Below are 22,119 nucleotides of genomic sequence, written 5' to 3' on the forward strand. Positions count from 1 at the left end.
TCTACCGATACCGGTAGAACCGCACCCGCTGGATCTGGAACTGGTCGGGCGACAGGCGGATGTGCCGGCCCTGGTGGGTCTGGTCGCCGTTGAGCAGGCGGCCGGGGATCCAGCGGCCCTGGTCGTCGAACACGCCCTCCTCGGCGCGGTCGATGCCGGCCAGCGGCGGCCCCTTCCCCGCCCCGGCGAAGGTGACGACGATGCCCCGCCCGGCGATCAGGTAGTCCTCGGGACCGACCTGGATGATCAGGCCGCCGTGGGTCGCCGGCTTTTGGGCGGCCTTGGGCGTCCAGGGATCGATGAAGCCGACCTCGAAGCGGTAGTCGCCCATCACCTTGCTGACGGGGGCGTCCTGCACCGTCCCGTCCTCCAGCACGCGCGGCTTGAAGCCGGCCATCGTCCCTTTGCCCTGGGCGGCCAGCAGGGCCGGCGTCAGCTGGCGCAGGACCGCGTAGGCGTCGGTTATGGCCTTCTGCTCGTCGGCGTTGACGCTCTCGATGGCGAAGGGCGAGAAGCCCAGGGCGTCGAGGTTTCCGAAGGCGTAGAAGGCGTTGGCCGGGGTTTCCGGGGCGCTGGCGTTGTTGGCTTCAGGGATGAACAGCGCGTTGTCGGGCCGCACGAACCGGGCGGCCAGGTCGCTGAAGTTCGGGAAATAGATGTCGGGCGATAGCAGATCCAGGCTCGGCGCGCCGGCCTTCCAGACGTCGAGCAGGTGCGGCAGCGGCCCGCCGCTGGGGTATTCGCCGGGCTTCTTGCCAGTGCGGTTCAGGGCGGCGTTGACGTACATCGGCAGCGGATACGCGGCCTTGCCGGCGGCCGTGACGGCCTCGGTGTAGCGGGCGTAGGACCAGGCGGTGAACACCTCCTGCCCGGCCTCGTCGGCGCCGAAGACGGCGGCCCAGGCGCCCTTGTCCTTGCTTCCGTTGCGCTTCCAGAGGTCGCGCAGTTCCGGCTCGACGGCCTCGCCGCCTGTCTTCAGGCGCTGGATCAGGGCGGCCGGGACCTCGCCGGCATAGGCCTTGTCGGCGGCCGGGCCGTGTTCGCGGGCCGAGGGCAGCATGCCGATCTCGTTCTCGACCTGGACCATCAGCACGGTGTTTCGATCGGCGTCGACCGCCTTCAGGTGGGCCAGCAGGGCGGCGTAGGCCCGGGCGTCGGCCTTGCGGGTGTCATCGGAGAAGGCCGACAGGATCTCGACGCTCGAACCGTCCTGCGCCCGCACGCGGGGGAAGCGAGCCTGGTCCCGCTTCACCCAGGCTGGGACGTAGGTCGACATGCTGTTCTTCCAGGCCCCGAACCACAGCAGGACGAGCTTGATGTCCTGGGCGCGGGCGTCGGCGATCAAATCATCGACGCTGGAGAAGTCGTAGACGCCCTCCTTCGGCTCGACCAGCTCCCAGGAGACGGGGGCGAGCACGGTGTTGAGGTTCATCGCCTTCAGGCGCGGCCAGTGGCGGGCCATGTAGGCGCGACTGGAGGCGCTGGAGTTACCGAGCTCGCCGCCGAGCACCAGCATCGGCTTGCCGTCGACGACCAGGCGGGCGCTGGTTCCATGCTTTTCGAGGCGAGGGATCTCGGCGGAGGCGATTTGCGCCGCCAGCAGCGCGACGGCGGCCGCGCCCGCCCCGAACCAGGTCTTCAAGCCCCTCACCCACGCCTCCCGCCAACGCTCTTTGTTACCGCTAGCATTCGGACGACGGAGACCGGCTTGTCAACGAGAAGTCATACCAATCGCAAGAATGGTCCGACCAATCTGTGCAGCTAAGCCGGAACGGCGGCCCGCGCCGCCGCGCCCAGCAGGCCGGCCTTGTCGAGATAGAGGTCGTGCGGCGGCATGCCGGCCACGCGCTCGTTGATGGCCGAGCGGATCATGCCGACGCGCCGGCGCAGCTCGTCCGACGAGATGGTGTCGGCGACGGCGTGGTAGTCTTCCGGGATCAGCCCCTGCCCCGCCAGTATGGCGAACCAGTTGGTCTCCTTGAACAACTCCTGCTGGCCGACCAGCACCTCGCCGCGGCTACGGAACACCTCCAGCCGCTGGGTCAGGCTGTCGGGCGGGACCATGGCCTGGCACCAGCGCCAGAACTCGGTGTCGTCGCGCTCGGTGACCTTGTAGTGGGCGATGATGAAGTCGCGGACCTGCTCGTATTCCAGCGACATCTCGCGATTGAACTTGTCGACCACCCACGGGTCGAAGCCGGTCTTGGGGAACAGGGCCAGCAGCTTGGCGATCGCGGCCTGGACCAGGTGAATGCTGGTCGACTCCAGCGGCTCCAGGAAGCCGCTCGACAGGCCGATGGCCAGGACGTTGCCGATCCAGCTCTTGCGGCGGCGGCCGGCGGTGAACTTCAGGACCTTGGCGTCGGCGAGAGCCGCGCCGTCCAGGCGCTCGCCCAGCAGCCGCACAGCCTCGTCCTCGGCGATGAAGGCGTCGCTGAACACGTAGCCGTTGCCGGTGCGGTGCTGCAGCGGGATCCGCCACTGCCAGCCAGCCTCACGGGCGGTGGCGCGGGTGTAGGGGGTCAGCTCGCCGGCCCGCGCGCAGGGCATGGCGGCGGCGCGGTTGCAGGGCAGCCACTGGCTCCAGTCGTCGTAGCCGGCGCCGAGGGTCTCCTCGATCAGCAGGCCCCGGAAGCCCGAGCAATCGACGAAGAAGTCGCCCTCGATCGTACGGCCGTCGTCGAGCACCAGACGCGAGACATGGCCGCTTTCCCCGTCGCGTTCGACGCCCGAGATCTTGCCCTCGGCGCGGACCACGCCCCGGGCCTCGGCGTAGCGGCGCAGGAAGGCCGCGTAGAGCGCCGCGTCGAACTGGAAGGCGTAGTTGATCTTGGGCAGGGTCGCGAGACTCTGGGGCGGGGCGCGCAGGAACCGCCCGGCCTTGGCGGCCAGGGACTCGGCGTTGAAAAGGCTGTGGTCGGTCTGGCCGCTCTCGCGGGCCCAGCGCAGCCAGAAGTGCTGGAAGCCGACGCCGTCCATGTCGGCGCCGTAAAGGCCGAACGGGTGGAAGTAGCTGTGGCCGCGCTTGCGCCAGTCGACGAACTCGATGCCCAGCTTGAAGGTGGCGTTGGTCTCGCGGATGAAGACGTCCTCGTCGAGACCCAGCACCTTGTTGAAGAGCAGGATCATCGGGATGGTCGCCTCGCCCACTCCGACGGTGCCGATCTGCTCGGACTCCACCAGGGTGATCGAATAGCGCTGCGTGCCGACGACTTGGGACAGGGCGGCGGCCGTCATCCAGCCGGCGGTGCCGCCGCCGACGACCACGATGTTGCGGACAGCTTGGGTCACGTGAACCTCAGGGGCGCGGGAGCGGCCGGGGCAGGACGCGGCGCGAGGGCCGCGAGCCTGGCCTCCAGCGGGCGCATCTGGCCCACCTCAACAGCGATGCGGCGCAGGATGGTCTGGAAGACCTGGATCTGCTCGGCCTCGGCGACGCCCTCGGCCAGGGGATCGTGGGCCTGAGGGATCAGGCCGTGACCGATCATGCAGGCGGCCCAGTTGGCGGCCTGATAGGCCTCGTCCTCGCGGGCCGGCACGACGCCACGGACGGAAAACAGGCGCAGCTTGGCGGCCAGGTCGGCCGGCGGTTCGACCGCGCGGACGGCCTCCCACGGCGTGCCGCTGCGCTTGGCGAGGCGATAGTGCATGGCCTGGAAGTCGCGCAGGCTGGCGGCGTGGGCGCGCACGGCGGCGTTGTAGGCGCCTGCCTCCGGCCCGCCGGCGGCGTCGACCGGGAACAGCGTCACCAGATGCGAGATCGCCGCCTGCAGGCTGTAGAGCGGACCGGCGTCCGACGGGTCGAGGGCGACCGCCGCCTCGCCCACGGCCACGCAGTTGCCGATCCATGGACGGGTCTGGACGCCGGGCGACAGGGTCAAGGGCTCGCCCGCCCGCCAGCCCAGGGCCGAGACGGCCTGGGCCCGGCGCAGCATGGCCTCGCCGTCAGTCGTACGGGAGTCATAGACCGCCAGGCCCGCCGTGCGGTCCAGCAGCGGATAGAGCCCGATCCAGCCGCCGTCGACGGCCTCGATGTGGGCGAAGGCCGGCGCTGGGCTGAGGCGACGCCCGGCCAGCGGCAGGACGCGGTCGAAGGGCAGCCAGTCTCTCCAGGACTCGAACCCCGCGCCCGGCATCTGGCCGATCAGGGCGCCGTCGCCGGCGTCGATGAACAGGTCGCCGGCGACCCGCGTCCCGGTCTCCAGCACGACGGCGGCGATCAGGTCGCCCGTGCGCTCGATCTGCGTGACCGCGCCCTGGTCGACGGCGACGCCGGCCGCCAGGGCGTGGTGGCGCAGCAGCGCCGCATAGGCCGTGGCGTCAACATGCAGGCCGACGCCGGGGACGGACAGCCGACCTGGGTCATCGCCCTCGACGATGCGACCCTGCTTGGCGGCGGCCGCGCCGAGCGAGAAGTCCTCCAGCGCCGCCTGCAGGCCGCGCCGGCGGGCCAGCACCCAGTGGTGGGTGAAGTCGACATAGTCGATCGACTGGCCGTGGGTGTCGTAGGGGTGCAGGAAGGCCGTCCCGTCGCCGGCGAAGCCCGCGAACCTCTGGCCCAGCGAGGGCACCGCGCCGCAGCGCCGCGCCACCTCGGCCTCCGACAGGCCCAGCAGCTGGTGCAGGTTGCCCAGCGCCGGCACGCCGGCGTGCGACAGGCCGGGCGTCGGTGCTCCGGTCTCGACCACGCTGACGGAAAGCCCGCCGGCCCCGAAGGCGCGGCGCAGGGCCAGGGCGGTCAGCCACGGGGTGGTTCCCCGGCCGACGACGACGACGGTCTTCACCGGCCCGCTCACGCCATGGCCTCCGCGGCGGCGCGGGCGGGGATGGCGCAATGGCGGTCGATGAACTCGGCGTGGCTGGGCATGGCCGGAACCCGGCGGGCGATGGCCGCGCGCTGGCGCTCCAGCTCGGCCAGGGTCTGGGCCAGGGGCGCGTTGTCGGCCATGGGATCATAGCCCTGCGGCGTCACCCCCTGCCCCAGCAGCACCGAGATCCAGCTGGGCATGGCGAACAGGCCGTCACGATAGTTGGGCGCATGGCCGCGATGGCGGAACAGCTCCAGCTTATCGCGCAGGCTGTCGGGGATCGGCATCTCGCGGCACTGCTTCCACAGCGTCCCGTCGGTGCGGGTGTTGGCGTGGTAGTGCAGGATGAGGAAGTCGCGCACCCGGTCGTATTCCATGTCGACCCGGCGGTTGAAGTCCTCGACGAGGGCCGGCTCGACCCGCTTGCCGGGGAAGAGCTTCAGCAGGTTCATGACCGCGATCTGGATCAGATAGATGCTGGTCGACTCCAGGGGTTCGAGGAAGCCGCTCGACAGGCCGGCGGCCATGACGTTGCGGATCCAGGAGGCGGTGCGGCGGCCGGCCTTGAACTTGATCGGGCGCGGATCGTCGAGGGCCTCGCCGTCGAGATTGGCCAGCAGGACGGCGGCGGCCTCGTCGTCGCTGATGTGGGCGCTGGAATAGACGTAGCCGTTGCCGGTGCGGTGCTGCAGCGGAATACGCCACTGCCAGCCGGCCTCGCGGGCGGTCGAGCGGGTGAAGGGCGTGAAGCGGCCGGCGCGGGCGCAGGGCACGGCCCAGGCCCGGTCGCAGGGCAGCCAGTGGGTCCAGTCCTCGAACGGACTGTTCAGGGTCTGGCCGATCAGCAGGCCGCGAAAGCCGGTGCAGTCGACGAAGAAGTCGCCCTTGATCACCTCGCCCGAGGCCAGGGTGATCGAGGCGACGTCGCCGCTCGCGCCGTCCAGGGTGACATCGACGACCTTGCCCTCGGTGCGCTTGAGGCCCCGGCTCTCGGCCACCTTGCGCAGGAACTTCGCATAGAGGCTGGCGTCGAAATGGTAGGCGTAGCTGTAGGTGGAATCGATGGCCTCGGGGTTCGGATTGGGAAACTCGAAGCGGTCGGCGCGCGAAGCGGCGATGGCGTAGGAGAAGTCCTCGATGTCGAACTCGTGGCCCGCCAGCCGCGCCCGGTTCCACTGGTGATGGAAGCCCGCGCCGCCGATCGACTGGCCGTGCACGCCGAAGGGGTGATGGTAGTTCGAGCCCTTGAAGCCCCAGTCGAGGAATTCGATGCCCAGCTTGAAGGTGCCGTTAGTCGCCCGCAGCATCTCGACCTCGTCGATACCGACGAAGCGGTTGTAGTCGCGCATGGCGGGGATGGTGGCCTCGCCCACCCCGACGGTGGCGATATCATCGGACTCGACCAGGCGAACCCGAGCCTGATGCGGCCGCAGGCCGCTGACCAGGGCGGTCGCCACCATCCAGCCGGCCGTGCCGCCACCGACGATGACGATCTCAAGAGGCGTATTGGCTTCCATGACCGACGGACTTCCTCCCCAGGAACCGGCCCTGAAGTTCGCCGCCCCCAGGCCGTTTGTCTCGCAAAATCGAAGGGGCGGACCGATGGCCCGCCCCTCCTTGATCGCCGCTAGTACTTGAAGCGGAAGGTCAGCAGGTAACGCTGGTCCGTACGGTTCCAGGCGTTGTCCTTGAGCAGGCCGCCGGCGTCGGCGTCGGTGACCTGCTGCTTGAGCACCGACTCGGTGTTCAGCAGGTTGCTGCCCTGCAGGCTGATCTCGAGGTTGTCGGTAGCCCGGTAACGGATCGAGGCGTCGAGATAGCCGGCGTCGTCCTGCCAGATCGGATAGAGCAGGCAGCAGTCCATGGCCGTCAGCAGGTACTTGGAGCGCCAGTTGTAGGCGGCGCGCAGGGCCCAGCGGCCTTTCTCGTACATGCCCACGACGTTGTAGGAGTACTTCGAGAGGCCCTCGAGGCTGTCCACCCGGATGGCGCCAGCGGACTGCGAGATGCCGCCGCCGCTGGTGTTGGAACTGCCGTTGCCCGAGGCGTTGGTCAGGTTCTGGTTCTTGACGCCCTTGTTTTCCAGGTAGGTGAAGTTGGCCTGGATGCCCAGCCCGTCGAAGGGCGCGGGCAAGAAGTCGAAGTAGCGCTGGTAGGCCACTTCCGCACCGCGGATCTTGGCGCCGTCGCCGTTCATCGGGCCACGGGTGAAGACCGAGCGGGTCACGCCGTTGTTGGTGACGTCCTGGTAGAAGCCGCCGTATTGGATGTAGTCGTTGAACTTCTTGTAGAAGAGCGCGACCGTCAGCGAGCCGACTTCCGAGAAGTAGTGCTCGAGGCTGATGTCGATCTGGTCGGCCGTCATCGGCTTCAGGTACGGATTGTAGGCGTCGGCCGTGTACTGGACGTTGGCGGCGGTGATCGTGCCGGCCGAGTCCTTGACCCACAACGGATCGCTGAGGTTGGTCGTGCTCGGCAGCGTCGCGCTGATCTTCAGGTACTTCTTCATGTAGCCGATGTCGGGACGCGACATGGCCCGCGAGATGGCCAGGCGAACCTGCCATTCGTCGTTGAGGTCTACCTTCAGGTTGAAGCTCGGCAGCACGTTGCGGTGCTTGGCGTTGGCCGAACCGGTGGTGCCGCCGCCGCTGGCGAACTTGAAGTCGTCGGCCGAGACGTAGCAGCCCATGGTCTTGGGCAGATAGGGAATGTTCAGCGGCAGGCCCGTGATCGGGTCGGTCGGCGGCGCGTTGGTGCCGCAGGTCTGCGAGGTCAGCGTCGACATGTCGGCGTAGATCGTCGCGCCGTTGCTGGTGTTCTTGGTCTCGACATAGCGGACGCCGAGATTGCCGCTGACCGGGAAGCCGAACACCGTGTGGTCGCCGCCGCCGAACTTCAGCATGGCGTAGACGGCCTGGGTCTTTTCCTCGACGTCGGCGATTTCCTCGGGGAGGTAGCAGTTGGTCTCGCCGGCGCGGTAGCAGACCGCGTTCCACTTCGACGAGCCGACGCCGGTGTTGGCGTAGCCGAACGCCTTCTGCAGCGCGGCCAGGTCCTTGACCACGTCCATGCTGGTGAAGGTCAGCAGGCCCGAGTTCAGGACGTTGCCGTCGAAGATGTTGTTGAAGCTACGCACGTCGGTGAGGTTCGGCGACCAGCCGCTGAACGTGGTGTTGGCGGTCGCCGCGTCGCAGTCGCCGTTGACGTTGGTGGCCGAGGCCGTGCGATCAGCGTTGTACCAGAGGTAGTCGGTGCTGTTGACGCCGCGGTTGTCGCAGCCCCAGGCGTTGGCGATGCCGCCCCAGTTATAGGCGCTCCAGCGGACGGTCTGCTCGCGGTCGGCATAGCGGGCGCCGACCTTCAGCGTGTTCAGCCAACCGTCGCCGAGGTCGTAGTTGGCGTCGAAGCGCAGCGCCAGCTGCTCGCCCTCGCTGTCTTCCAGGTGGTTGTTGACGTTGTTGAAGCGCCAGGCGTTCGGGTTGCCCAGCCCCCCGGCGGCGTAGTTGATGTTGGTGCCCGGCAGGAAGGTCATCTTCGGATGATCGCCGGTCGCGTCGATCTGCAGGTTGCCATAGGCCACCATGCCGACGTCGGCGTCGTAGTTGTGAACGCTGGCGTCGACCTTCTGGACGTCGAAGTTGAAGCGCAGGCGCTCGGTGGCCTCCCACTTCAGATTGAACGACAGATCCTGGGTGGACTGCTTGTTGTAGTTGTAGCGGGTGTCGGTCGAGATTTCCGCGCCGCGCTGCTCGGCCACGCAGTCCGTGCGGCCGGTCCAGCCGTAGCAGGGGTCGATGACCGGCTGGCCGGTCGAGGTCTGGCCGATCAGGTAGCCGGCCCAGTCGGGGCTGGCCGAGGTGGTGTTGCCGACCCAGCCCAGCGGCGAGGTCATGATGCCGCTTTCGAAGTTGCCTTCGTCGTCGAAGGTGAACTTCGAGCCCGAAGCCGGCGACAGCCAGCTGCTGGCGTTGCTGATCACCATCCGCGGGTCTTGGGCGTAGAGGCTGAAGGCGCTGCCCTGGACGGAGCGCTCGTTCCAGACGTTCTCGTAGCTGGACTTGTTGTACTGGACGGTGGCCAGGAACTTGTGGTCGTTGTCCTGCCACTGGCCGGCCGCCGAGATCCCGTTGCGGGTGCGGTCGAACTCGGTGTGGGCCAGGCGGTACCACGACGGGATGTACTTCTTGCCCGCGCCATAGGCGGCGGTGTCCTCGAAGACCCCCATGCGGCCGTACTGGGCGCTTTCGGAGATCGTGTTCAGCTCGGAGTGCGAGCCGTTCACCATCAGGCCGAACTCGCCGATCTCGGTCTCCCAGCGGTTGCTGTAGATGCCCGAGATTTCCGGCGTCAGCTGCTCGGACAGGGTGCCGTAGTTCAGCGAGGTGGTCAGGCCGATCGTGCGGCCAGCGCTGTCAAAAGGCAGACGCGTACGCAGATTGATGCTGCCGGCGATGCCGCCTTCGATCAGTTCGGCCGTCTGGTTCTTGTAGGTGTCGACGCCGCCCATCAGTTCGGGCGAGACGTCGCCCCAGGACAGGCCGCGCGAGGAGTTGGCGCTGAAGGTGTCGCGACCGTTGAACTCCGAGCGCACCTGCGACAGGCCGCGGACGATGACGCCCGAGGGCTCGGCCGAGAAGTGGGTGGTGTCGCTGGTCGAGGCGTAGCGGTTGACGGTGATGCCCGGCACGCGCTGCAGCGCTTCGGCGACCGACTTGTCGGGGAACGCGCCGATGTCGTTGGCGGTGATGGAGTCGACGATCGTGTCGGCGTCGCGCTTGATCTGCTGGGCCGACTTCAGCGCGGCGCGCTGGCCGGTGACGATGACGACGTCGACAGCGTTGTCTTCGACGGCGTCGGAAGGCGAGGCCTGGGATGCAGCCGGAGCGGTCGACACCGTCTCCTGCGCCAAGGCCGGCGCCGCGCTCAGCAGCACCGCGACCGAAGCGCCGCCCATCCATCCGGCCATGCGGATTCGCGTGGTTCTCATAGCTCGTCCCCTCCCAGGTCGCGCCGTGGGCGCGTCCCCTCAAGTTTCCAGGGCTTTCGCCTTGGCAATGACGGCGTTCGCCGCCGATGTATGGGAAGCCTTGGCCAAGCATGCTCGGCGTCGCGCTTCCTCCCGTCGCGCCCGTCTCAACGCGGGCGCTTATCGTTTCATAACCGCAGCAAATGTCCGCGCGCCAGCATTTTATAAAATTATTTTGTTTAATCGGCGAGCCTTGCCAACCGCTGTTGCCTGACAGACACATTCCGCCTTCCGTACGCCCCGCCGAAGGGTGACGACCTTCGAGGGGGAGGCTTCGCCAGTGAAACAGATCCGCGAATCGAACGCGACCTCTCCGGAGGCGCTCGCGGCTCTGACGGCCGCCGCCGAGCCGGTCGTCATCCGGGGTCTGGCCGCGCACTGGCCGGTGGTCGAGGCCGGCCGCCAGGGCCACGTCGCCCTGTTCGACTACCTGTCGCGCTTCGACTCCGGCCAGACGGTCGGCACGGTCTTCGCCCCCGCCGAGGCGGGCGGCCGGCTGTTCTACGGCGACACCCTGTTCGACATGAACTTCCGCAGCGGCCGGGCGCGGCTGGGCAAGACCTTCTCGTTCCTGGCCCAGTACGCCGCCAGCGGCGAGCAGGAGGCCCTGGCCGCCCAGTCGGTGCCGACCTGGAACGCCCTGCCAGGTTTCGCCGAGGCCAATCCCCTGCCCTTGCTGGGTCCCGAGATCGAGCCGCGGGTGTGGATCGGCAACCGAGTCATCGTCGCGGCCCACAACGACCCGTACGAGAACATCGCCTGCGTCGTCGCCGGCCGTCGCCGCTTCACCCTGTTCCCGCCCGACCAGGTCGAGAACCTCTATATCGGGCCGTTCGAGCGCACGCCGGCCGGCGCGACCATCAGCCTGGTGGAGTTCGAGAACCCGGACCTGGAGCGCTTCCCCCGCTTCGCCCAGGCGCTGGAGGCGGCCCAGACCGTCGAGCTGGAAGCCGGCGACGCGATCTACGTGCCGTACCTGTGGTGGCACCACGTGCGCTCGCTCGATCCGGTCAACATGCTGGTGAACTACTGGTGGCCCGCCCACAACCAGGGCCGGGGCGCGCCGCGCGACGCGTTCATGCACGCCATGCTGACCCTGCGCGGCCTGCCCCCGGCCCACCGCCAGGCCTGGAAGGCGATGTTCGACCACTACGTGTTCCGCACCGAGGGCGACGCGGCCGACCATCTGCCGGTGGAGGCGCGCGGCATACTGGGCGACCTCGACGAGATCGCCGGCCGTGAACTGCTGACCATCCTGTCGCGCGTGCTGGCCGAGTCTGCGGCGGCCAAGAAGGGCTAGCGGCAGCCCGCGAACACCCGCGACCTGCGCGCCGTCTCGCCCACCCCGCCCGGACCTCGGAAGAACCGCTGGCCCCAGGGCGTCAGCCGGCGGCCGTCGAAGCGTTGGACGAGGTCGAGGTCGGCGACCTCGGGGGCGTTGCCCGACCACGACCAGGCCAGGTAGCCGACGCCCATGGCGTTCGACAGGCGGAAGATGGCCTCCTCGTCGACCGGCTCGCCCCGGTGGTCGGGCCCGAACTCGCCGACGATCAGCGGCAGGCGCGCGTCGGCGAAGGCCTGGAGGTAGGCTCGCACGGCCTCGCCCGTCCCGTAGGCCTCGTACATGTGGACGTCGAAGACGAGGGCCTTCAGCGGATCGGCGGCGAAGAGCTCGGCGGCATGATCGCGCATGGTTCCGGAGCGGTCCTGGCCATAGTCGTGGGCGTCGATCACCAGAGCGTGGCGCAGGCCCGCCGCGCGCAGGGCGATCACCGCCGTGCGGTGGGCCTCCAGCCATTGAACGCCTGTGGTGGTTCCGGCCGTCGGCTCGTTGCCGATATTGACCAGGACGTAGTCCTCCTGGCCGCGCAGCACGGGGGCCAGGCTCACCCAATAGGCCACGGCCGAGCCAATATGGGCGGCCTTGGGCTCCAGACCGTAGCCGGTGGTGTCGTGGACCTCGAGGATGACGACCTGACCGGCGCGACGGGCCTTGGCGATGATCCGGCGAACGGTCGAAGGCGAGGTGCGCCGCCAGCGCGTGCCGTCGCTCAGCACCACCCGCACCGTGTTGGAGCCCAGGGCCGCAGACTCGCGGATCGCTTTGCCCGTGGCCCTGGGCCGCCAGGCGTGGGGAAGATTGACGCCGCGCGCTGTGAAGACGTCGCCGCAGGCGTCGACCAGCTTGCCGTCGCGCACGGAGAAACCGGCCAGGGCCGGACTCGCCGCCGAGATCACCGCCAGCGCCGCTACGGCCGCCGCCCATCGCGCGATCCTCGCCCTCACCCGATCGTCTCCCCCCAATTGGTTGGGCCGGACCGTGACGATGGCGCTTCGCCGGCGCAAGGGATAAAAGAAAGGGACTTTGCTTATTGCCGCCGCCCGCCGGAGGGTCGCCCAGGCGCCGCCTTGTCGGCCAAGTCGGTTTCGTTATTCGTCCCGCAGGTGCTAAGCCAGACCTCAGATGAGCCAGTCGCCCAAAAGCCCCGCCCGCAAGACCTCGCAAGCCGGCCCCAGCCTGTCGGGCACGAACCTGGAGCGGGCGGGCGACTACAATCAGCGCGTCACCCTGCAGTCGATCCGCATCGGCGGCGCCAAGACCAAGCCCGAGATCGCCGCCCTGACCGGGCTGACGGTGCCGGCCATCACCAACATCACCAAGCGCCTCCTCGACGACGGCCTGATCCTGGAGGCCGGCAAGCTGCACGGCGGCCGGGGCCAGCCGGCCATGACCCTGGCGGTCAATCCGGACGGCTGCTTCTCGATCGGCCTCAACATCGACCGCGACCACGTCACCATCCTGCTGCTGGACTTCGCCGGCCAGGTGCGGGCGCGCTCGACCTGGGAAGTGGCCTTCGCCGGGCCGGACGCCGTGGTCGAGTTCTTCGAGACCAACTGGAACGCCTTCCTCAAGACCGAGGGCGTGCAGGCCGAGCGGATCATCGGCGTGGGCGTGGCCATGCCCGACGACATGGCCCGCGTGGACCTGCCCCACCGCCCCGCCGAGTACGGGGCCTGGAACAGCACCGACGTGCGCGAACTGCTGTCGCGCCGCCACGACCTGCCGGTCACCGTCGAGAACGACGCCGCCGCCGCGGCCCTGGGCGAGCTGCACTTCGGTCACGGCCTGAACGCGCCGAGCTTCTTCTACGTGCTGGTGACCTCGGGCCTGGGCGGGGGCCTGGTGGTCGAGGGCGAGTATTTCCGGGGCGCGCAAGGGCGCAGCGGCGAGCTGGGCTTCCTGCCGGTGACCTCGCCGCGCATCGACGTGGCGACGCTGCAGGAGGCGGTGTCGCTGTCGGCCCTGGCCCAGTTCCTGGAGAACAACGGCGTCGTCATCAGCGCCCCGGGCGAGCTGGAGACCTTGCCGGCCGAGGGCCAGGCGATGGTCGAGGCCTGGATCGACCTGGCCGCCGACCTGCTGACCGGGCCTATGGTCGCCGTCAGCTGCCTGATCAACCCGCAGGCCGTCTATGTGGGCGGCCGCCTGCCCGAGACCCTGGTCGATCGCCTGGCCGAAGCCCTGAACGCCAAGCTGGCCGCCGTGCCCGGCGTGCCGTCGCTGGCCCCGGTGCAGCGCGCGGCCCTGGCGGCCGACGCCCCGGCCATGGGCGCGGCCATCCTGCCGATCATCGAGCGCCTGCTGCCCTCGCGCGCGGCCCTGCAGAAGACCTGAGAGTTCAGATGTCCGTAGAGATCGACGACCGCCTCGCCGCCGCCGCCTTCCGCCGGCTGGTCGAGCACCTGCAACTGCGCACCGACGCCCAGAACGTCGACCTGATGGGCCTGGCCGGCTTCTGCCGCAACTGCCTGGCCGACTGGGTGCACGAGGCTTCGGAAGGCGCGATCGACAAGGACCAGGCCCGCGAGGCGATCTACGGCATGCCGCAGGCCGAGTGGAAGGCCAGGCACCAGGCGCCGGCGAGCCCGGAGCAGCTGGCCCGCATGGACGCCAGCGTGGCGCTGAACAAGCAGCTGCGGGGCGAGGGCTAGGGTTCTCTTTCCCTCTCTTTCCCTCTCTGTCCCCGGCTCCGATTTCCCCCGCGAAGGCGGGGGCCCAAGCCGAGTCCAGGGTCGTGCGCCGCGTTCGACCGGCTACCGCAGCTTGGATCCCCGCCTTCGCGGGGATGCTCGGAGTATTGGAGCGACGCTCCTAGCGATCTAGCCCCCCCAGCGCCGCCTTCACCGCCGCCAGGGCGACGGGCTCCATCACCGCGTAGCCGTCCTGCGTCGGATGGACCTGATCGTAGGCCAGGCCCGGCTTCATGCCCGCGCGGCCGTCGTCCATCACCGCCGTATAGTCGGCGAACACCGCCCCCTGCTCGGCCGCGAAAGCCTTGATCCAGGCATTGAGGCGCGGGATCTCGACGTCGGGATGCAGGGCCGGCTTCCAGGGATAGATGGCCGCCGGGGTGATCGAGCCGACGATCACGCGGATACCCGCCGCCTTGGCCAGGGCGACCATGGCCGAGAGGTTGTTGCGTGTCGCGACGGGGTCGAACGGACCGGTGTTGCCGGCGATATCGTTCGTTCCGGCCAGGATGTGCACCGCCGCCGGCTTGAGCGCGACGACGTCGGGCGTGAACCGCAGCAGCATCTGCGGCGTCGTCTGACCGCCGATGCCGCGCCCGATGAAGCCGTTGGTCTCGAAGAAGCTTGGCCGCGCGTCCTTCCAGCCCTGGGTGATCGAGTCGCCGATGAACACACAGCGCCGCCGCTGCGCCGGCAGGGCCGTGTCGGCGAGGTTGGCGTCGCGGTAGCGGGCCAGCCACGGCCAGTCGGTGTGGAGCCGGACCTCCTCCTCGCTCGGTGGGGTCTGGGCAAGGGCGACGCCAGGCAGGCCCAGCCCCGAAAAGGCAAGGCCGGCTGTGAGCAGCAGGCGGCGGTTCATCGGACGGTCTCCACGCGGGGCTTCACGTTCCAGCCGCGCAGGGCGACCTTGGCTCCCTTGGCCTTGCTCGCCGGGAAGCGGATCTCGACCGTGCGGGTCTCGCCCGGCAGCAGCGAGACGTAGTTGTCGGAATAGTAGGCCGGCAGGATCCCGTCGCCCTTGGCGTCCACCAGGGTCAGCTTGGCGTTCAGGGCCGGAGCCTCGCCAGTGTTGGCCAGGGTGACGGCGACCAGCCCCTCCCCGTTCGCGGCCTTGCCGGCCTTGGTCGCAAGGCTCACCGGCTGGGCCGGCATGCCGGCGAGCCGGCGCTCGCCAGCGTCGTCCTGGCCGATCCAGTAGAGGTTGCGCGACAGCACCGCGCCGTCGGCGGCGGTCAGGTCGAGGCGGACCACGGCCGCCTCCCCGGCCTTCAGGCCAAGGTCGAGCGTCCGGCCAGGCGTCACGGCGTTGGCGGCGGCGTCGACCACGTCGGTCCGGTCGGAGAGCACCTTGCCCGACAGGTCGAGCACCCGGGTGCGCAGGCTCGCGCCCGCCACCGGCGCGGTCGTGTTGTTGACCACCGCCAGAGCGTGGTCGGCCAGGCTCATCTGCGCATGGACGCGCTCCGAAGCCGCCTTGGTTCCGTAGAAGGCGCCGTGGGTGTCGTAGTCGTGGCTGAGGATCTGCCACATGGTCGAAGGCCAGGCGGGCTGGGTCATCCACAGCAGGCGGCCCGAAGACTTGGTCCAGAGCTCCTGGTTCATGCCCTCGAACATCGCCCGGTGGGTCTCGTAGTTCATCAGCTGGGCCTTGCGCTCGAAGTCCTCGAGGCTGGTCGGCGCGCCGAGCTTCCTGGCCATGGCGTCGATGAAGGTTTTGGTCGCGCCGTTACCGGTGGGGTGCCAGTCGTGATAGGCCCAGGTGTCGCTGATCGGCCAGCGGTCGGGCGCGGGCACGGCGGCCTGGAAGGCTTCCAGGGTCGGGAACGACGGCGTGCCGACCTCGACCGAGAAGCCCTTGGCGTGGTCGCTGAAATAGGTCTCGGGCTCCCGGTAGTTGTAGGGGCCGCTGTTCTGCAGGTTCACGCGGTTGGAGCTGCCGGTGTACCAGCGCGTGCCGTCCAGATCGTGGACCAGGGCCTCCAGTCCCTCGTTGAGGATCGGCTGCGGCACCCCCTCGTTGCGGCCGAACCACAGGGCGATCGAGGGGTGGTTGCGGTAGCGCGCGATGACATCGGCGGCGTTGTTGAGGAACAGCGGCACGTCCTGCGGCTCGAGCTGGTAGTCCTGGGTCGAGGCCCAGAAGTCGTTGAGCACCAAGAGGCCGTACTCGTCGGCCAGGTCGTAGAACGGCTCCTCGGTGTTCTGGCCCACCCAGTTGCGGATGGTGTTGAGGCCAGCCTCCTTGTGCAGGCGGAAATAGGGTTCGAGGCGCTCGCGCTCGATGCGCTTGCGCCAATCGTCCGTGCCCCAGTTGCCGCCGCGCGCGGCGATCTTCACGCCGTTGACCTTGAGCACGAGGTACGGGGCCAGGCCCGTCTCGGGCACGTCCTTGACGGCTTCCGAGGCGTCGCCTTGGGCGGTCAGCGAGGTCGCCCAGCCGTCGACCACCTTGCGGATGCCCTCGTGGGAGCCGTCGGTGACGTCCTGGCCGAGCTGCCGGGCCTTGCTGAAGTCCACCTCGACGCGGCGCAGGTGGCCGGACGGGTTCATCAGCGACAGTTCGTAGGTGATCTGGCGGATGCCGAACCGCAGGCGCTTCTCGTCCGAGGCCTGGCCGTCGACGGCGGCGGTCAGGACCAGGTCGTGCAGGGCCTGGTCGCCATAGCCGTTGGGCCACCAGAGCTTGGGGTTGGTCACGGCCAGTTGCGGGAATTCGGCGGGGGTCAGACGGACGGTGGAGGCGCCAGGCGCGACCGTCACGGTCTTGCTGACCCGGACGCCGTCGAAGGCGGCCGTCACCGTGGTCTGGACCGGATGGTCCGACAGGTTCTCGACCGGCGCGACGATCTCGACCTCGGCGACGCTGTTGTCAGCTTTGGGCAAGGTGGTGACCACCTGCGGATCGCCCAGCCGCGCATCACCGGAGGCTTCCAGCACCACGTCCTGCCACAGGCCGGTGTTGCGGTCGCGGACGCTGGGGATCCAGTCCCAGCCCTCGCTGGCGACGAAGGTCGGGCCGTCCAGGGCCATCATGCCGCCGTTCTCGCCGACCCCGGCGGTCAGGGATTCCTCGTGCGCCAGGCCCGGATGGGTCGGCGGCGAGACCTTCACCGCCAGGACGTTGCCGGTCGGCTTCAGCTTGCCGGCCACGTCGAAGCGGCCGCGCACGAAGGCGCCCTTCATGTCGCCCAGCTTTTCGCCGTTAAGCCACACCTCGGCGGCGTAGTTGACGCCCTTGAAAGTCAGGCGCGGACGCTTGCCGGCCGTTGCGGCTGGCGCGTCGAAGGTGGTGCGGTACCAGTAGGCCTGCTTGTTCAGGCTCTCGGGGATGGCGGTGTTGTTGAGGCCGTAGTCGGGGTCGGGATAGACGCCGCGATCGACCAGGGTGGTCAGGACCGTGCCGGGCACGGTGGCCGCGTACCAGGCCTTGGCGTCGAAACCAGGAGAGGTGATCGCCTCGCCGCCCTCGGCGACCTTGGGCGCCTCGACCAGGCTCCAGCGCTTCAGGGTCCAGGCGCCGGGGCCGGCCTCGACCAGGGCCGGACCGGCATAGGCGGGCTTGGCGACGGGGGCCGAGATCGCGCCCTTGCCCTGGGGCCGGGTCCAGGCCTCCTGCGGGCTGACCTGGCCGTACATCTGGCGCACCTGGACTGGCCAGGTCGGGCTGCCGGTCTCGAAGACGGTCAGCGGATCGGGCTTGCGGGCGGCCAGCGCCTTGATCTCGTCGGCCGACAGGGCGCGAGCCTCGGCGCGGAAGCCCGCCACCTGGCCGGCGAAGGGCGCGAAGCCCGGCGCCTTGCGCGGACCGAGGGCGACGAGCGCGGGCGTGGCGGCGGCGGGCGCCGTCCCCTGCCCGGCCGGTTTGCCATCGACATAGAGCGTGACCTTGGCGCCGTCCGAGACGGCGGCGACGAAGCGCCAGTCGCCGGGCCTGGGCGCCTCGCCGCCCTTGGTCTGAGTTCTGGCGGCCACGGCGGCGAAACCGTCCGGGCCGACCGCCAGGAAGCGGCCGCTGGCCGGATCGCCGATACCGGCGACCAGGGCCGGGGCGACCGGCGGCTCGGAGACCCTGACCCAGGCCGACAGCGACCAGGGCGCGCCGGCCGGCAGCGCCTGGCCCTCGCTGGCGCCCGCCAGCGGACGCGACAGCCCGTCGCCGCCGGCCGGGAAGTCGGCGTTGTAGGGCCCCCAAGATTGGGCGAGCGCGGTCGAGGCCATCAGGGCCAGGGCGCAGCCGGCGAGAAGGCCAGGCTTCAAGACGGACTTCGAGCGGGTCGTCATTTCCGTTTCCTCCTCCGCGCGCGGCTTGGTCGCCGCTTGTCGCCAGATGTTCTAGGGCCGGGTCAGGAACCGGCAGGCCGCCTCGCCGCCCTGCTCCGCCCTCGGCCCGTCAGGGGCGAAGACGAGGCGGCGGGCCGCGCCGTCCTCGGCTGGCCAGGGCGGCAGGCCGGCGGCGTTGGGATCTCCCGTCCGAGCGAAAGCGGCCCAATAGGCCTGCATCGGCGGGCGGCCCGGCGCGGGCCGGTCGAATACATTGGTCAGTTCCGAACCATGGCCGACGGCCGCCTGCCCCGGCGGCGGAACGGCCAGCTCGTAGCGCCAGACCTTGCCGCCGGCCTTGGCGCGCAGGGCGGCGACCGAGACGGCCGGGCAGCGGAACATGCGGTCGGCAGCCAGTTGCAGCACGGCGTCGCCGCGCAGCGGATCGGCGGCCGGCGGCGGGTCTCGGTCGAGCCCGTAGACTCCAAGCACCTGCGGCGCCCGTGCGCCGAACGTTTCCGCGACCCACTCCCTCGCCTGCTTCGGATCGCCGCCGAACAGAGCGATCTCACGGGCGCTGGAGCCGACGATCATCGGCTTGACGGCCGGGTCGCTCAGCAGCGCCTCGGGCGCCTTGGGCAGCACGGCGCCGTCGACCACCGCCTGGGTCCAGATGAAGCCTTGGTCGTCGATCGGCGCCTTCAGGTCTTCGGCGGCCTTGAGCAGGTCGGGCCCCGAGACCTTGCGCAGGTCGGCCAGCGATCCCGCACCGACGCCCCTGGCCAACTGCAGGCCGATCGCCTCGTTCTGTTTCAAGGTGCGTGGCGCGAAGCCGAAGCCCGGCGGGCCGCTCTGCAGGATCCCCCGCGCGAACAGGCCCCGGGCCTGGGGCGACAGCATGACGAGGCCAACGTCCTGGCCGCCGGCCGAGTGGCCGAACAGGGTGACGTTGCCGGGGTCGCCGCCGAACGCGGCGGCGTTGTCGTGAACCCAGCGCAGGGCCGCGATCAGGTCCATCAGGGCGTAGTTGCCCGACGCCCCGCCCTGCTCGCGGGTCAGGCCTGGATGCGACAGGAAGCCGAAGACGCCCAGGCGGTACTGCACGCTGACCAGGATGACGCCCTGGTCGACCAGGCTCGACTCCACCGTCCCCGCGCCGGAGCCGGCGTGGTTGGCCCCGCCATGCACCCAGACCATCACCGGCAGGCGCGCGCCCGCGGCGTGTTTCGGAACCCGGATGTCGAGATAGAGGCAGTCCTCGCTGCCCCGTGCGGCGTCGGCGGCGTTCCAGCCGCGCGAGGTCTGGAGGCAGGCGGGACCGGACTTCAAGGCGATGCGCTCGCCGGTCCAGGCTGGCAGCGGTCTCGGCGCTTTCCAGCGCAGGTCGCCGACCGGCGGACGGGCGAAGGGAACGCCGAGAAAGGCCGTGCTTCCGTCCGCGCGCTGCTCGCCGACCAGGACGCCGACCTTGGTCGAGACCCGCGCCGGTTCTGCGGCCGCTTGGGTTGCCAGCGCTGTCAGCAGCGCCGCGAAAAGGAGGCGGGGCATCCGCATCGGGCGATCCCTCCTCCTGGCGCCGTCAGGCGGCGACATCGCTGGACCAGTCGGCCTGGTTCCACAGCCGGGCCGCGCCTCGCACGCCCGAGGAGTCGCCCCAGCGCGCCTTGACGATGCGACTCTCCCAGCGGTCGGTGAAGACGTGCGGTCCCACCAGGCCCGGCAGGCGCTCATACAGCACGTCGACATTGGACATGCCGCCGCCCAGCACGAAGACGTCTGGATCGACGATGTCGGCGATCACCGCCAGGCCGCGGGCCAGGCGATCGAGATAGCGGTCGAGGGCGGCCTGGGCGACCGGGTCGCCGCCGGCGGCGGCCTCGACGATCGCCGCACCGCTGAGATCGGCGCCGCCGTGCTCGCGGAAGTCGCGGCGGAAGCCGGTGCCCGAAATCCAGGTCTCCAGACAGCCATGACGGCCGCACCAGCACTGCGGACCGGGGTTTTCCTCGGCCTTGGGCCAGGGCAGCGGGACGTGGCCCCACTCGCCGCCGACGCCGTTGCCGCCCTCGACCAGCTTGCCGTCGACGACGAGGCCGCCGCCGCAGCCGGTGCCGATGATCACCGCGAAGGTCACCCGCGCGCCAGCTGCCGCGCCGTCGGTGGCCTCGGACAGGGCCAGGCAGTTGGCGTCGTTGGCCAGGCGCACCGGGCGATCGAGCGCGGCCTCCAGGTCCTCGCGGAACCGGCGGCCGTTCAGGTAGGTGGTGTTGGCGTTGCGCACGAGGCCGGTGCGCGGCGACACCGAGCCCGGGGCGCCGACCCCGATCGTGCCGCGGCCGCCGGCCGCCTGCTCGGTGCGGGCCACCAGGTCGCGCACGGCGGCCAGAGCGCTGTCGTAGTCGCCAGGCGTAGGGGTGCGGAGGGTCGAAAGCACGCGACCGTCAGACGACAGGGCGGTCGCCTCGATCTTGGTTCCGCCGAAATCGATCCCGATCTGGATCACCCAATACTCCCTGTCGCACGCTCGGCGACTGCGCGCCGACACATATTCCGCCGATGGCTTACCCTGCGTCCGCTGGGCGCGCCATAATTAAAAAACGCTTTTTATTTATTCATAAAGTCACGGCGAGACCGTGACCATGACCACGCCGTGCGGCGCGACCTGCGCCGCGTAGCCGCCCTTGCGCGGGCCCAGGTCCTTCCCCGCCCACAGATCACGAACTCTGCCAGACAGAGTAGCGGGATAGTCGAGCATCGACCAGTCCACCCGCACCTCCGCCGGCGCGGCGCCGCGATTGAGCAGCACCACCGCCCGGCCGCCGCCCTTCAGCGGCCGCGCCCAGACCTCCAGGTCGCCCTGCCTGGACACCCGTCGCGCCTGGGCGCCGAGCGGGTCCTGATCGACGGCGATGACTTCCTTGTTGGTCAGGATCGCCTTGGTGTCGGCGTCCATGTGGCCGATGTCGTTGCCGGCGATCAGCGGCGCGGCCAGCATGGCCCACAGGCTGAAATGCGCGCGGTACTCTTCGGTGGTCATGCCCCCGTTGCCGACCTCGAGCATGTCGGGATCGTTCCAGTGGCCGGGTTTTGCGTAGGGATGGAGCTCGGCCTGCTTGTCGAGGATGTTGAGCATCCCCAGGCTGTAGCCCTTCACGCCCTCCCAGGCGTCGTAGATGTCGCCGGTGGTGCGCCAGAGGTTACCCACCTGGGCGCCCCACAGCCACGGCTTCGAGCCGCCCCACTCGCAGATCGAGAAGACGATGTCCCGGCCCGTGGCCTGCAGCGCGGCCGACATGATGTAGTAGGACGACTGCGCATCCTGCGTGCCGGCCATGCACCAGTCGTACTTCAGGTAGTCAACGCCCCAAGCGGCGTACTGGCGGGCGTCCTGGTATTCGTAGCCGCGGCTGCCGGGCCGGCCGGCGCAGGTCTTCAGGCCGGCGTCGGAATAGATGCCGAACTTCAGGCCCTTGGCGTGGATGTAGTCGCCCAGGGCCTTCATGCCGCTCGGGAAACGCTTGGGATCGGGCTGGATGTCGCCGCGCGTGTCGCGCTCGCCGTGCCAGCAGTCGTCGATGACCACGTAGTCGTAGCCGGCGTCCTTCATGCCCGACGAGACCATGGCGTCGGCCATGCGCTTGATCAGGGTCTCGTCGACGTTGCAGCCGAACCTGTTCCAGCTGTTCCAGCCCATCGGCGGGGTGCGGGCCAAGCCGTTGTCGGGCAGCGGCGGCGGCGGATCGTCGGCCAGGGCCGGCGCGGCGGCGAACAGCAGGGAGGCGGCCGCCAGGGTCGAGACGAGGCGCTTCATGGGCTCACGCGGAAAGGAAAAGAAGAAGGAAGACGGTCCGCCGATCCCTTGGCTCCCGCGTGCAGGAAATATGGGAAAGGCGCGGGTGGATCGACGGACCGCGAGGCGACGAAGGCCTCAGTCGTTACTGCGGGAAGATCGGTTGCGCGTGGACGCGCCAGGGCTGCGCCTGAAAGTCATGG

At 69.6% G+C, this 22,119-nt stretch carries 14 protein-coding genes; 3 read left to right on the forward strand and 11 right to left on the reverse strand.

The genetic code is table 11. The features are described from left to right. Window position 1 precedes the first annotated feature (1 nt). The 5 genes from AC2YHT_RS19005 to AC2YHT_RS19025 all read right to left on the reverse strand — a co-directional run bounded on the left by AC2YHT_RS19005 (window position 2) and on the right by AC2YHT_RS19025 (window position 9,795). Window positions 2-1,651, reverse strand: a complete 1,650-nt coding sequence (locus AC2YHT_RS19005; protein WP_487291457.1) for a GH35 family beta-galactosidase — start codon at window positions 1,649-1,651, stop codon at window positions 2-4. 110 nt (window positions 1,652-1,761) lie between these two features. Further along, entirely contained in the window at window positions 1,762-3,291 is a 1,530-nt protein-coding gene (locus AC2YHT_RS19010) for a tryptophan halogenase family protein (protein WP_487291459.1), read from the reverse strand. After that, window positions 3,288-4,796 carry a tryptophan 7-halogenase gene (locus AC2YHT_RS19015; protein WP_487291461.1) on the reverse strand — a complete coding sequence of 503 codons (1,509 nt, stop codon included), beginning with the start codon at window positions 4,794-4,796 and terminating at the stop codon, window positions 3,288-3,290. The genes AC2YHT_RS19010 and AC2YHT_RS19015 overlap by 4 nt, the downstream gene beginning before the upstream one ends. Beyond that, complete coding sequence (locus AC2YHT_RS19020; RefSeq protein WP_487291463.1) at window positions 4,793-6,325, reverse strand: tryptophan halogenase family protein; 1,533 nt, start codon at window positions 6,323-6,325, stop codon at window positions 4,793-4,795. The genes AC2YHT_RS19015 and AC2YHT_RS19020 overlap by 4 nt, the downstream gene beginning before the upstream one ends. A 110-nt stretch (window positions 6,326-6,435) precedes the next feature. Beyond that, window positions 6,436-9,795, reverse strand: coding sequence for a TonB-dependent receptor (locus AC2YHT_RS19025; RefSeq protein ID WP_487291465.1), 3,360 nt, complete (start codon window positions 9,793-9,795; stop codon window positions 6,436-6,438). Between the two features lie 319 nt (window positions 9,796-10,114). Here AC2YHT_RS19025 and AC2YHT_RS19030 point away from each other — a divergent pair, with 319 nt between their 5' ends. Then, window positions 10,115-11,134, forward strand: coding sequence for a cupin-like domain-containing protein (locus AC2YHT_RS19030; RefSeq protein WP_487291467.1), 1,020 nt, complete (start codon window positions 10,115-10,117; stop codon window positions 11,132-11,134). Here AC2YHT_RS19030 and AC2YHT_RS19035 read toward each other — a convergent pair. Continuing rightward, entirely contained in the window at window positions 11,131-12,120 is a 990-nt protein-coding gene (locus AC2YHT_RS19035; protein WP_487291469.1) for a cellulase family glycosylhydrolase, read from the reverse strand. The two genes, AC2YHT_RS19030 and AC2YHT_RS19035, sit on opposite strands and share 4 nt — an antisense overlap. Window positions 12,121-12,298: 178 nt before the next feature. Between AC2YHT_RS19035 and AC2YHT_RS19040 the strand changes: the two genes are divergently transcribed. Then, window positions 12,299-13,510 carry an ROK family transcriptional regulator gene (locus tag AC2YHT_RS19040; RefSeq protein WP_487291471.1) on the forward strand — a complete coding sequence of 404 codons (1,212 nt, stop codon included), beginning with the start codon at window positions 12,299-12,301 and terminating at the stop codon, window positions 13,508-13,510. Window positions 13,511-13,518: 8 nt separating this feature from the next. Further along, window positions 13,519-13,827, forward strand: coding sequence for a DUF1244 domain-containing protein (locus tag AC2YHT_RS19045; RefSeq protein ID WP_487291473.1), 309 nt, complete (start codon window positions 13,519-13,521; stop codon window positions 13,825-13,827). A gap of 160 nt (window positions 13,828-13,987) precedes the next feature. Here the strand turns inward: AC2YHT_RS19045 and AC2YHT_RS19050 are convergent, their stop codons facing one another. From AC2YHT_RS19050 to AC2YHT_RS19070, 5 genes are all read right to left on the reverse strand, one after another. Continuing rightward, the gene (locus tag AC2YHT_RS19050; protein WP_487291474.1) at window positions 13,988-14,725 is read right to left on the reverse strand and encodes an SGNH/GDSL hydrolase family protein; all 738 of its coding nucleotides are present in this window, start codon (window positions 14,723-14,725) and stop codon (window positions 13,988-13,990) included. Continuing rightward, window positions 14,722-18,147 (reverse strand): glycosyl hydrolase 2 galactose-binding domain-containing protein, encoded by a 3,426-nt coding sequence (locus AC2YHT_RS19055; RefSeq protein ID WP_487291476.1) that lies wholly within the window; start codon window positions 18,145-18,147, stop codon window positions 14,722-14,724. Before AC2YHT_RS19055 ends, AC2YHT_RS19050 begins: the two co-directional genes overlap by 4 nt. Window positions 18,148-18,198: 51 nt before the next feature. Continuing rightward, window positions 18,199-19,674, reverse strand: a complete 1,476-nt coding sequence (locus AC2YHT_RS19060; RefSeq protein ID WP_487291478.1) for a carboxylesterase/lipase family protein — start codon at window positions 19,672-19,674, stop codon at window positions 18,199-18,201. A 31-nt stretch (window positions 19,675-19,705) separates the two neighbouring features. Continuing rightward, entirely contained in the window at window positions 19,706-20,629 is a 924-nt protein-coding gene (locus AC2YHT_RS19065) for an ROK family protein (RefSeq protein WP_487291480.1), read from the reverse strand. A gap of 117 nt (window positions 20,630-20,746) precedes the next feature. Beyond that, window positions 20,747-21,937, reverse strand: a complete 1,191-nt coding sequence (locus AC2YHT_RS19070; RefSeq protein WP_487291482.1) for a glycoside hydrolase family 27 protein — start codon at window positions 21,935-21,937, stop codon at window positions 20,747-20,749. Window positions 21,938-22,119: the final 182 nt, after the last annotated feature.

The sequence above is a fragment of the Caulobacter sp. SRI_008 genome (assembly GCF_057586355.1).